Source organism: Lactobacillus delbrueckii subsp. delbrueckii DSM 20074 = JCM 1012, assembly GCF_001433875.1.
GTDB classification, from domain to species: domain Bacteria; phylum Bacillota; class Bacilli; order Lactobacillales; family Lactobacillaceae; genus Lactobacillus; species Lactobacillus delbrueckii.
Genome location: NZ_AZCR01000015.1, coordinates 18,504 through 30,456 on the forward strand (window position 1 = coordinate 18,504; position 11,953 = coordinate 30,456).

Annotated in this window: 11 protein-coding genes and 1 other annotated feature; of the genes, 8 read left to right on the plus strand and 3 right to left on the minus strand. The window is 50.6% G+C overall.

Going from position 1 to position 11,953, the window contains the following annotated elements; genetic code table 11:
* Positions 1–9: 9 nt before the first annotated feature.
* Positions 10–666, plus strand: coding sequence for a CPBP family intramembrane glutamic endopeptidase (locus FD23_RS03880; RefSeq protein WP_052933811.1), 657 nt, complete (start codon positions 10–12; stop codon positions 664–666).
* A gap of 93 nt (positions 667–759) precedes the next feature.
* Here FD23_RS03880 and FD23_RS03885 read toward each other — a convergent pair whose 3' ends face one another.
* Entirely contained in the window at positions 760–1,920 is a 1,161-nt protein-coding gene (locus tag FD23_RS03885; protein WP_052933815.1) for a cation:proton antiporter, read from the minus strand.
* 52 nt (positions 1,921–1,972) lie between these two features.
* Positions 1,973–2,021 (minus strand) — a sequence feature (sodium ion sensor (DUF1646 type); this cis-regulatory element may regulate processes involved in with the transportation of sodium ions).
* Positions 2,022–2,227: 206 nt separating this feature from the next.
* On the opposite strand from FD23_RS03885, the gene tnpA reads away from it, so the two are divergent.
* Positions 2,228–2,671, plus strand: coding sequence for an IS200/IS605 family transposase (tnpA, locus tag FD23_RS03890; RefSeq protein WP_002878357.1), 444 nt, complete (start codon positions 2,228–2,230; stop codon positions 2,669–2,671).
* Positions 2,672–2,693: 22 nt separating this feature from the next.
* On the plus strand, positions 2,694–3,872 hold the full coding sequence (locus FD23_RS03895; protein ID WP_025895609.1) for an RNA-guided endonuclease InsQ/TnpB family protein: 1,179 nt from the start codon (positions 2,694–2,696) through the stop codon (positions 3,870–3,872).
* A 263-nt stretch (positions 3,873–4,135) separates the two neighbouring features.
* Here the strand turns inward: FD23_RS03895 and FD23_RS03900 are convergent, their stop codons facing one another.
* Positions 4,136–5,950, minus strand: coding sequence for a heavy metal translocating P-type ATPase (locus FD23_RS03900; RefSeq protein ID WP_025895610.1), 1,815 nt, complete (start codon positions 5,948–5,950; stop codon positions 4,136–4,138).
* A 160-nt stretch (positions 5,951–6,110) separates the two neighbouring features.
* The gene (gene cbpB, locus FD23_RS03905; RefSeq protein WP_044880499.1) at positions 6,111–6,581 is read right to left on the minus strand and encodes a cyclic-di-AMP-binding protein CbpB; all 471 of its coding nucleotides are present in this window, start codon (positions 6,579–6,581) and stop codon (positions 6,111–6,113) included.
* A gap of 589 nt (positions 6,582–7,170) precedes the next feature.
* Here cbpB and FD23_RS03910 point away from each other — a divergent pair.
* The 5 genes from FD23_RS03910 to dltB all read left to right on the plus strand — a co-directional run bounded on the left by FD23_RS03910 (position 7,171) and on the right by dltB (position 11,807).
* Entirely contained in the window at positions 7,171–8,379 is a 1,209-nt protein-coding gene (locus tag FD23_RS03910; protein WP_052933810.1) for a YncE family protein, read from the plus strand.
* Between the two features lie 36 nt (positions 8,380–8,415).
* Complete coding sequence (locus FD23_RS03915) at positions 8,416–8,718, plus strand: hypothetical protein (RefSeq protein ID WP_025895611.1); 303 nt, start codon at positions 8,416–8,418, stop codon at positions 8,716–8,718.
* A 192-nt stretch (positions 8,719–8,910) separates the two neighbouring features.
* Positions 8,911–9,060 (plus strand): teichoic acid D-Ala incorporation-associated protein DltX, encoded by a 150-nt coding sequence (gene dltX / locus FD23_RS09225; protein ID WP_074027727.1) that lies wholly within the window; start codon positions 8,911–8,913, stop codon positions 9,058–9,060.
* A 15-nt stretch (positions 9,061–9,075) separates the two neighbouring features.
* Positions 9,076–10,578, plus strand: a complete 1,503-nt coding sequence (dltA, locus tag FD23_RS03920) for a D-alanine--poly(phosphoribitol) ligase subunit DltA (RefSeq protein WP_016396118.1) — start codon at positions 9,076–9,078, stop codon at positions 10,576–10,578.
* Positions 10,575–11,807 carry a D-alanyl-lipoteichoic acid biosynthesis protein DltB gene (gene dltB / locus FD23_RS03925; RefSeq protein ID WP_025895612.1) on the plus strand — a complete coding sequence of 411 codons (1,233 nt, stop codon included), beginning with the start codon at positions 10,575–10,577 and terminating at the stop codon, positions 11,805–11,807. Before dltA ends, dltB begins: the two co-directional genes overlap by 4 nt.
* Positions 11,808–11,953: the final 146 nt, after the last annotated feature.

Here is an 11,953-nt window from a genome sequence, read left to right on the forward strand (position 1 = left end):
GTGACAAACATGAAAAAAATTGGGCATTATCTCTTTTACTTGATCGAAATCGCAATCGTGTTCGCGCTGTACACGACCCTGCAGGAGTTTTACTTCTACCCGGACATCTTTGGCTTCGGGTCGGCTGAGGCCTTCATCCTGGACCTCTCGACCGTCCTGGTCTTCTGGTTCAGCTTCTGGCTCTATAAGGGGCAGCTGGATGATGACAATGACTGGGGCTTCAGCCAGGACTTCCACTGGGATTGGCGGAAGCTGGCCACCGCAGTCGGGGGCTTCTTCTTGATGCAGATGCTCTACGTCCTCTTGATGAACTTGATCGGCGGCGGGGTCTCAGTCAACCAGCAGAACCTGGATAACCTCCAGCAGACGGCGGGTCCGACCTACAATATCATGGTGGTCTTAGTTGCCCCGGTTATGGAGGAAATCATCTTCAGAGGGATGTTCTTCAACCTCCTCTTTAACCATGCCGGCAAGGTCGCCAAGTGGGCGGGGATCCTGGTTTCCGGTTTCTTCTTTGCCTTTGCCCACAATCCCTTCTGGTCACCATATCTCCTGGTTTACTGGATGATGGGGTCAGTCCTGGCCTGGGTCTACATGATCACCAAGGACCTGCGCTACTCCATGGCCACCCACATCATGTGGAACATGCTCAGCATTTTAGGCTAGGCCAAAAGGAAAAATACAACAATACAACAAAAAGAGAAAAAGAGAAATCTGTTTGGATATACGAAAAGCAGCGAAGCTTGGCTTCGCTGCTTTTTAGTTTTGCGCTTCGTCTTTTCTGATGTAGTGGTTGAGCATGATTGGTGAGAGAACCGTTGTCAAGATGATGACTAGAATCAAGCTGGAGTAAATGTCCTTTGGGAAAAGGTGGTGGGCAATCCCGATCTGGGCCACGATCAAGGCCACTTCCCCCCGGGAAACCATCCCGGCCCCGACAATGCTGCCTTCCAGCGGCTTAAGGCCGAAGATTTCAGATGAGTATTTGCCGGCCCAGTACTTGGAGAGAACGCCCAGAATGGTCATGACCACGATGAAGAGGAAGTCCTGGCCGATGGAGGCAAAAGTTATCGACAGGCCGATGTTGACGAAGAAGGTTGGAATGAAGACTGAGTAGCCGATCGCGGAGACTGAGGAATTGACTTCTGCTTCCTGCTTGGTCTGCCGGATGGTCAGGCCGCCGAAGAAGGCCCCGACCACGGCACTCAAGCCGACTAATTCAGCGATGTAGGCCATGCCCAAAGACAGGATCAAAGAGGCGATGACCACAGAGTAGCTGACATTGATTTTTTCCGCCAGCTGCATGAACTTTGGCGCGATGAACTTGTAAACCAGCCAGATGAAGACGAAGTAGAGGGCTTCAAAGAGCAGGTTCAGGAAGAAGTTGTTGGTCAGTCCTGACTTGCCGCCTTCATGGCTGAAGGTGGTGAAGAGGCTGAGGACGATCACCGCCAAAATGTCGTCGACTACCGCTGCCCCCAAAATTGCCGTCCCGGCCTTGGTCTGCAGCTTCCCGGTCGCCCTCAGGACTTCCACGGAAATGGAGACGCTGGTGGCCGCGAAGACGATCCCGATGAAGAGGGCTTCCAGGAACTGCATCCCGAAGAGCAGGGAGGCCCCGCCGATAAAGAGGATAGGGAGGATAACCCCTACCGTGGCCACCGTGAAGCTGATCTTAAAGTACTTCTTCAGCAAGTCCAGGTCGCTTTCCATCCCGGCTAAAAACATCAGCATGATAACCCCGATGTCGGAGAAGAGAGTCATCGTTTCGTTAGGGTGGATCCAGCCCAAAAGAGCCGGTCCCAGCAGGATCCCCGATAAGAGCTGGCCAATGACCGGGGGCCAGTTGAAGCGGGCAAAGACTTGCCCCAGCAGGGTTGTCATCAGCAAGACCAGTATCAGTTGTCCAATAAATTCCATATTGACCTCCGTTTCAAAAAAGGGCTGGAAAACAAAAAACTCCCAAGAAAAAGCTTCTTGACCCAAAGAAGCAAATTCTTGAAAGTTTTGAAACTCCAACCTCTGAAAAATGTTATGTTAACTAATAATACTTTAGCAAAAAATTGGAGAAAAGACAAATTTTATTACGTTGGGGGGGAGAAAACTTGGCATTTCAATGCCGAGTTGAATCGCCACCTTTTTACCTTAGTATGTGAACGTTAGTTTGACATGTGATATAATATAAATAGCTAGAGAGCTGTAAATACTGAAAGGAGGTGCAACTCATATGACTAAATACGAATTCAGAAATGATGAGCCAGATATCATCCATGGGCGAGGCTACGTATACAACCTCAATTACCACATCGTCTGGTGTACCAAGTATCGCAACCAAGCCTTGGCTAATCCAATTATTGTCGATTCGCTCAAGGACAAGATCCTTCAGATCTGCCGTGAGAATGAGTATACGGTCAAGGCTCTGGAAATAATGCCAACTCACGTGCATATTCTGCTGTCTGCCAAACCCCAAGAGAGCGTGACAAATATCGTCAAGAAGCTCAAAGGCATTACGGCCAAGTGGCTTTTTGAAAAGTACCCAGAAACGATGAAGGAATACTTCTGGGGTGGTCACGTCTGGTCACCGAGCTATTACGCAGGAAGCATTGGAGTGACAACCGAAGCTGTCGTCAAGAAATACATTGAGACGCAATGGAATAGACCATTTCACTAAACGCTAGAAAGGAGGAAGCGACATGGCAATACGCAAGCGCAAGTCAGATCTGCCGGAATATGGAGTGAAAATCAGATTGTACCCGACTCTCGTACAACAAGCCAAACTTAGACAGTTCTTTGGCAATGACCGCTTCCTCTGGAATCAACTTGTCAGCCTCTATCAGGGACGCTACAAGAACAACAAGAGCTTAAAACTGTTAACGGAATTCGATCTTAACAATCTGCTTCCCGCTTTGAAGAACGAATATCCATTCCTCAAGGCAAGCGACAGCTCCAGCTTCCAAATCGTGACCAAGAACATCAGCGATGCCTGGGAGGCGTTCTTTGCCGGAACGAGACGCAAGCCCCGCTTCCACTCAAAACATAACGCCAAGCAGTCATATACTGGCAAGTCGTCAAGCATCCGGATCATGGGCAAAAGAAACATGTTCCTGCCGAAGCTGAGAAGAGTCAGATCATCGAAAACCGGCGTCATCGACGGCAAGATCAAGCGCTACACGATCAGCATCGATGCTTGCGGTCGCTACTGGCTTTCTCTCATCGTGGAGAAAAAGACCGCCTTCTTGCCAAAGACTGGCAAGGCGGTTGGCATTGACGTAGGGCTGACGCACTTGGCCATCCTGTCAGACGGCAGAAAGTTTGACAGGTTCTCATCGGATTTCTGCGAGAAACAAGCAGAAATCTGGCAGAGCAAGTCATCCAAGCGCCGTCATTTGGCTTTGGTTAAGTCGCAGCAGGAAGCCAACAAAAAGGTTCTTGGCGCAAAAAGCTTGTCTGACTATCGCAACTGGCAGAAAGCCAATGTCGCCAAAAACCGCTATATGAGCCGCATCACGAATCAGCGCGATGACTATCTGCACAAGATCACGGATCAGCTGGTAAAGGAATACGACGTCATCGTCATTGAAGATCTCAAGATCAAGAACATGACAAAGAATCACCACCTTGCCCGCTCAATCCTGCGTCAGTCATGGGGTAAATTCCGCGAAATGCTGGAATACAAGTGCAAGAAGTACGGAAAGATTCTCATCAAGGTCAATCCAGCATACACCAGCCGAATCTGCTCAAAATGCGGCAAGGATACGGGCAAGAAGCCACTGTCAGTGCGGGAATGGGACTGCCCATTCTGCAAGGCGCATCATGACCGTGACATCAATGCATCAATCAATATTTTGCTTAAAGGACTTGCCCAGCTCTGAGAGAGCTGGGCAAGAAAAAAATCGTACCGTCAAACAGCAGTCAATGCGGCTTGGCGGAATCGTCGGAGGGGGCACTTCCGTGATAAATAGACTGACCTCTGTTTTTGCACTGCTGTTCAGCTTGCTGGACAGAACCAGTAAAAAAGCAGTCTTGACTTCGGCCAATCCTGCTTGCAAGAATAAGTTGGTTGTTCTCAGAAGCTGTAGGCTGTGCGTGAGCACTAGCCTATAAAGAAACCCCCGACCTTGGTCGGGGGAGCATGTCATAAACCGGTCTGTTTTGGATTCTTCGGTTCGGTCTTAGCCAAAAGGGCCAGGACGATGGTGATCATGTCGACCACTTCCTGCAAAACAGCGCCCCAGAAGGCCGGAATAAGACCAGTGAAGGCCACCAGTTCCAGAATGATAACGACCACGATGGCAGTGATAACGTCGATTTCAGCCACCTTCATGGTGTGCTTGGCAATGGCCACGGCATCGTTGATCTTGCTCAAGTCGTTGACCATGATGACCGCGTCAGCACTTTCGCTGGCCGCGCTAGCCCCCTTGGCTCCCATGGCAATGCCGACGTCAGCGGCCGTCAAGCTTGGCGCGTCGTTGATCCCGTCCCCGGTCATGACGACTGGGCGGTTTTCAGGCGCCACGTTCTTGATGGCTTCAATCTTCTGGGCTGGCAAAAGGCTGGCCCGGACGTCATCGACGCCGGCCGCGTCAGCGATCGCCTGGGCCACGTCCTTGTTGTCCCCGGTCAGCATCATGATGTGCTTTGCGCCTTGTTTGCGCAGGCGGGCCAAAGTTTGCGGAGTTTCTGGCCGCAGCTGGTCCTTGAAGGTGATGCAGCCGGCGTACTTGCCGTCAACTGAAACGTAGACAGCAGTAGTCTTGGCCTTGTTTACGTTAGCGTCAGGCGCCACGTAGGAAAGCTTACCGACCATGACGTACTTGCCGTCAACGGTCCCGCTGACCCCGTTACCAGTTGATTCCTGCAAGTTGCTTACGGCTTGGATCAAGTTCTTGTCAGTCCCTTGAACCAGGGACTTGGCGATGATGTGGTCGGATTGCTGCTCAAGGCTGGCCGCGTAGCTTTGGATGGTTTCTTTGTCAAAGCCGTTTTCCGGCAGAACGTCTTGGATGACCAATTGGTTCTGGGTCAAAGTCCCAGTCTTGTCGAAGGCAAAAGTCTTGGCCTTGGCTAATTGTTCCAAGGTTGGACCGGACTTGACGATGATGTGGTGCTTGGACATGGAGCTCATCCCCGCTACCAGGGCAACTGGAGCGGCGATCAAGAGCGGACATGGGGAGGCAACGACCATGACTTCCGCGAAGCGGGTGAAGTTCCCGGTCGTCACCCAGGCAGCGATCCCGATAATTAATGAAATAATAGTAAATGGCACGGCGTAGCGGTCCGCCATCTTGACGAACTTGGCCGGCTGGGCAGCAGAAGACTTAACCAGTTCAACGATGGTCTGGTATTCAGAGTCCTTGGCCAGCTTCTTGACTTCCATGGTTACGGCGGTTTCACCGTTAAGGGAACCGGACATCAAGTCGTCGCCGACCGTCTTGTCCACCGGAACTGATTCCCCGGTCAGAGATGACTGGTCAAAGGTAGAGCTGCCTTCAATGATGGTCCCGTCTACTGGCACCTGCTGACCTGGCTTGATTAAGACCTGGTCGCCGATCTGCAGGTCGTCAACCTTGACTTCAACTACCTTGCCGTCAACCAGCTTGCTGGCTACCTGCGGGTTCTTGTCCAAAAGGGCCCGCAGTTCCCGGTTGGCCTGGCCGGTCGCGTAGTCTTCCAGGCTTTCGCCACCAGTAGACATGACCAGGATCATCCATTCAGCCCAGTAGTCCCGGGTAATCATCATGGAGATGATCGCGATCAGGGCCAGGACGTCGATGCCCCAGTGCCCTTCTTTCAAGTCCCCAAACATTTCCCTGGCTAAGGAGATGCTGACGTAGACACCAGCAATGTCGAACAGGACCTCCGCGATTCCCGGAATGTGCAGGACATTGTCAGTGATCAGTCCAATTGCCCCGAGAACCAGGACGACAATGAATTTCCATTGGCGTTTCATGAATTATTCCTCCCAATAGTAAAAATAAGGAGTGTGGATACACACTTTTTATCTTAAAAGACAATATAGATTACTAGATATATTTTAGCACAAATTGGATTTCTTACACTGAAAATGCTTATGATTGTAATTGTTAATTCTTCGCTTCTAATTTAAGGACCTACTTCTTGTCAACCGTGACATAGTGGTCGTCAAAAGTGTGGGCCAGGTAGTTGAAGGCCTTGAACCATTCTCGCCTGGTGATCATCCCTTGAAAGACCCCCTGGTCGTCGACAACGGGGAGGAAGTTGTTGTCAACGAGCAGGTGGAGCTGGGTCTCGATGTCTTTTTTCGTAAAGTTGATGGAAACGAAGTCAGTATCCATGACATCCTTGACCTTGTACTTGTTCAAAGGCTTAACGGAAATGCCATCCAGGTCCAGCATCTTGTCGGTGATCATGGCCAGGCTTAAGAGGCCGGTGATCTGGCCCTTCTTGTTCAAGACGGGAATCTTGGCGTACTTGACCTTGGTTAAGATCAAGAAGGCATGGTAAAGGGGATTGTCTTCTTCAACGATGGCAATCTTGCTGGCCGGAATCAAAAAGGAGCCGGACTTTTCCGCGAGAACGCGTTGAATAGCTGCTGAAATCATCAACCTAATTCCTTATATTTTTTCTATGCTAATTTTTGTTTTGACATAATTTAAGTATAAAACTATTTGGGAAAAAGAAAAAGGCCTGCTCGCGCAGGCCTAATTGGTTTTCATCTACTTTGGAGGAGTAAGAATGAATGAAATAAAAAAGTGGGAGTATTTGTAACGAGTTCTACCAGCTCGTTACATGTTTATCATACAGGGTAATTCTCAATAAAGGGTTTGGAATTCCTTAACAAAGAGTAAAGAATTGCTTGCGGATCTATAAAGACCTCTTCAAGCAACAAAAAAGCTCACGCAACGCACGTGAGCCGAAAGGGATAGATATGAATCGACTATGGAGTCAGTCGATATTTTTCATTTACTTTGGAGGAGTATGAATGAAAAACAAAAAGTTGAGTGTAGTAGCAAGCTCTCGCTTGCTACGGTCATTATATTATAATGGAAATGTGAACAAAGTATGACATTTAGCGAAAAAATTCAAAAAAAGCCAAAAAAGTGCTTCGCCCCTGGCCAGGCTTGTTAAGATAGAGAGGAATTTTCTTTTTTAGGGGAAAAAATTGCAGAAAAAAGGCCGGAAGGAGGGCCAATGGGCAAAAAAGACAGAAAAAGCGGAAAGAAACTAGTCAGCCGGAAGAAGCACCATTTTCACCGGAAGCTGCGCCTGCTGATTTTTAACCTAATCCTGCTGGCGGGCCTGGCAGCCTGGGGCTATTACTGGGCCTATTCGGCTTACAGCCAGTGGCAGATGAAGCAGGCCATGCTGGCGGCCCGGCCTAAGCTGACCAAGGCCAAGGACGAAACCAGCACCAGCCCGGCCTGGCACAAGCTGACAGCCTACCGGAAGGCGATCCGGGACAATTACAGCTTCGTCTATCAGGCCGCCTACCAGATCCCGAAAAGGACGACGGTGGGCCAGGACGTGGTCATCCCGGGCCTCATTTCGACGCGGAGCTATGACTACCAGGCAAAAAAGATTACTTCAGCCAGCGCCATGACCCCCCAGGGGATCGCCGTAGTCTACAATTATCTTTTGATCACGGCCTATGACGGCCAGCACCGGCATGCCTCGGTCATTTATGTTTTAGACAAAAAGACGGGGAAATTTTTGAAAACGGTCCGCTTGCCAGGCCGGCAGCACCTGGGCGGGATTGCTTACGACCCTAAGGGGATGCAGATCTGGCTGACCGGGTCAAAGGACGGGCAGTCAGCCTTGATGTCCTTCTCCTTGGCCAAATTGATCGAATACGTGGCCAGCGCCAAGACCAGCGACCAGCTGGTTTATGATCATGAGATTCCGATCAACTCGATCGCCGAGGCCTCAGCTCTGACTTATTACGATGACCAGCTCTTTGTCGGCTACTTCAATGAAAATGGCCATGGCAAGGTCGCCAGCTACAAGCTGGCCCGGTCCGGCCAGTACAAAAACACCATCACCACCAGTGAGATTTCCAGTATCAACGAGTCCGTTTCCTGGTCTGACCCGGACGGGACGACCAGTATGAACAAGCAGATCCAGGGCCTGGCCATCTACGGGGACAAAATTTTCCTCAGCCAGTCATATGGCAGCCAGGATTCCAAGCTCTACATCTTCCCGATCACGGCCGTGAACAACCTCGACGAGTCAAATGCCGAGCAGGTGGTCAGGATGCCGCCTTACTTAGAGCAGATCACAGTCTATAAGGGCCAGCTGCTCTGCCTCTTTGAATCGGCCTCCAGCCAGTATGCCCGCCAGGATATCACGGTCATGGACCGGACCCTGTCGGTCAATATCAACGCCCTGCTGGACAATAACTGATAAATAGCGAATATCATATAAAGGAGACAATAAAAAATGGATAGCCAACTTGCTAAGAAAATCATCATCGACGTGCAGATTTCCGGCTGGTCCTGCCTGATCCCGGCCAGCAGCCTGCTCTACCTCTACCAGGTCACTCATTACGCCAGCTTCTTGTGGGGCCTGGCCCTGGTCGTTTTGTACGCGGCCTACGTGCTGGCGACCGCCAAGCTGGACAAGTGGCAGTCCCCAAGCTACGTTTTGCGGATGAGCTTGATCGCGATGTTCTTCGTCGGCTTCCTGCCTTCAATTCCGCTTTTGTTCTGCTACAGCCAGGAGCGTAAGGCCGAATTGAAGTAGTTTTTTGCAAAAATATAAGGTGAAGGACTAGTTTTTTGTGTTTTTTAATACGTTAAGAAATGGTAAAATGTCAGAAGACTGTGAACGAAATATGAATAATGTGTTACAGTTGACTGTAATAAAAAAGTAAGTTGTGTTGTTTCATTCTATTGGGATAGCAGACTCTGGTGAAAAGAAGAGGAGATGAGCTTAATGGAAGACAAGACACCAGTCAGCCGGGGGAAGGTCATCCGGTCTTTTATCCTGCGAACCCTGCTTTACAGCCTCATTTTATTAGGCTTGATTTATTTGTATGAATATTGTGGTTTGGGTTCAACTGGCTTTATTTACAATGAATTTTAGGAGAGTTGAGTGGAAATGAGAAATATTGTCAAGACGATCGATGAGATCGCGCAAAGAGAACCAGACCGGGTAGTTTACGACTACCTGGGTCAAAAGAACACCTACGCTGACTTGATCAAGCGGGCTAACAGCTGGGCAGCCTTGTTAAAGGAAAAAGCACCGGCCAAGGTACCCGTTATGATTTGGGGCGGGCAGACTTTTGACATGCTGGCTTGCTTCTTAGGTTGTGTAAAGAGCGGGCACTGCTACGTGCCAATCGCCGACTATTCTAACGCTGAAAGAATCGACCTGGTCAGAGAAGTCTCTGCCTCCCCGGTCTTGATCGCCATCAGCGACTTGCCGGAAGTCGACCTGGGCGACTTGACCCTGCTTAAGCCGGACGACGTTCCGGAAGAGGGGACTGCGGATGAGGCAGACTACGTCAAGGGCGATGAAAACTTCTACATCATTTGTACTTCCGGGACGACCGGTAAGCCTAAGGGGGTCCAGATCAGCCACGACAACCTGGTTAGCTTCGTTGACTGGGAACTGAAGGACTTTGACCTGCCGGACCATCCGCGCTTTTTGGCCCAGGCCCCTTACTCATTTGACCTGTCAGTCATGAGCATCTACCCGGCCCTGTTGAGCGGCGGGGAACTGGTTGTTTTGCCTCACGAAGTGACGGAAAACTTTGCCCAGCTCTTCAAGGCCTTGCCGGAAACCGACGTAAATGTCTGGGTGTCAACTCCGTCCTTTGCCCAAATGTGCTTCCTGGACCGGACTTTTGACGCAGAACACCACGCCGGCCTCAGCCACTTCCTCTTCTGCGGGGAAGAACTGCCCCGCAAGGAAGTTGAAATGCTCAAGAAACGTTTCCCGGACAGCCGGATTTTTAATACCTACGGGCCAACAGAAGCGACCGTGGCAGTCACGCAAGTGGAGATCACCCCGGAAATTCTGGAAAAATATGACCGCCTGCCAATCGGCTATGTCAAGGAAGATACGGAAATCACTATTGACCTCAGCCAGGGCGATGACGGCAAGAGCGGGGAAATGATCATCGCCGGCCCGTCAGTTTCCAAGGGCTACATCAATAACCCGGAAAAGACCGAAGAAGCCTTTTACCAGGAAGACGGCGTTCAGCACTACCGGACCGGGGACGTGGGCTACTTTGACGGGGACCTGCTCTTCTACAAGGGCCGGATCGGTTTCCAGATCAAGTTCAACGGCTACCGGATCGAGCTGGAAGAAATCAACTTTTACATGAACCAGAATCCGCTGGTCCGCCACGCGGTTGCTGCCCCGATCTACAAGCCTGACCACACGATCAAGCAATTGGTAGCCGTGGTTGAGTTAAACGACGGGGTCCGCCGCAAGTTCGCTGAAGGGACCATTACCAAGCAGATCAGAGACGGCCTGGCCAAGGACGTGATGCCGTACATGATCCCGCAGCGCTACCTTTACAAAGACGCCCTGCCGATCTCCCAGAACGGGAAGGTCGACATCAAGGCGGTCATCAAGGAGGTTAACCAGGCGTGATAAATCTGCAACCATATGAAAACCCGCAGTACTTTGTCTACCTGTTGATCGCGCTTTTGCCTTTGATCATCGGCCTTTACTTCGGCAAGCGCTACAAGTGGTACGAAGCCTTGGTCTCCCTTGCTTTCATCTTCCTCATCTTCGACGCGGACAAGTGGCAGCAGGGGGTAACCTTGATCTGCTATATCGTCTACCAGTTCCTGGTGACTTTTGCCTACCAGCACTACCGGAAGAAGACGGGGAAGGCCAATAAGACCTGGGTATTCTGCCTGGCCGTGATCCTGGCTATCCTGCCTTTGGTCGGGGTAAAAATCTGGCCGATCGTGCCCCACAAGCAGGGGATCGACTTCGGCTTCTTAGGGATTTCCTACCTGACCTTCAAGACGGTCCAGGTGGTCATGGAGCTGCGCGACGGGACGATCAAGCAGGTGGATCCGGTTATGTACGCCCGCTTCCTCTTGTTTTTCCCGACCATCTCCAGCGGCCCGATCGACCGCTACCGCCGCTTCGTCAAGGACTATGACAAGGCACCGAGCCGGGAAGACTACATTAAGGACCTCTCTTACGCGGTCAGATACCTCTTCCAGGGCTTCTTGTACAAGTTCCTCCTGGGCTGGTTCTTCGGGACCTACTGCCTGCCATACCTTGAGCAGCAGGCCATCCTGGCCGGGCGGATGTATCCTTTGCACCTGTCCTGGTGGCTTTTAGGGGTCATGTACTGCTACTCAATGTACCTGTTCTTTGACTTCGCGGGCTACTCCCTCTTCGCCGTGTCGATTTCCTACTTTATGGGCATCCACACGCCGATGAACTTCAACAAGCCTTTCGCGGCCCACAACATCAAGGAATTCTGGAACCGCTGGCACATGACTCTGTCCTTCTGGTTCAGAGACTTCATCTTCATGCGCTTCACCTTCTTCGCGATGAAGAAGCGGTTGATCAAGAACCGGAACCGCCTGTCGCAAGTGGCCTACCTGGTCAACTTCATGGTAATGGGGGTCTGGCACGGTTTGACCTGGTACTACATCGTCTACGGTCTTTACCACGCCGTGGCCATCATCATCAACGACATCTGGTTCCGCTTCAAGAAGAAGCACAAGCTGGTCAAGCACAACAAGTTCACTGAAGCGGTGGCAATTTTCGTGACCTTCAACGTGGTCTGCCTCAGCTTCTTGATCTTCTCAGGCTTCCTGAACAACCTGTGGTTCAACGTGCCGCTGGGCAAGTAATTTTTTAAAAAATCAACAGAAAACAAAACAGAAAAAAGAAAAAGATCTAAAGAAATTAAAGAAATAAAGAAACGCCAATTGCAAGAATAAATTGAACACTTACCATAACATCTGGCAGATTTTGACTATCTACGCCGGTAAATGCG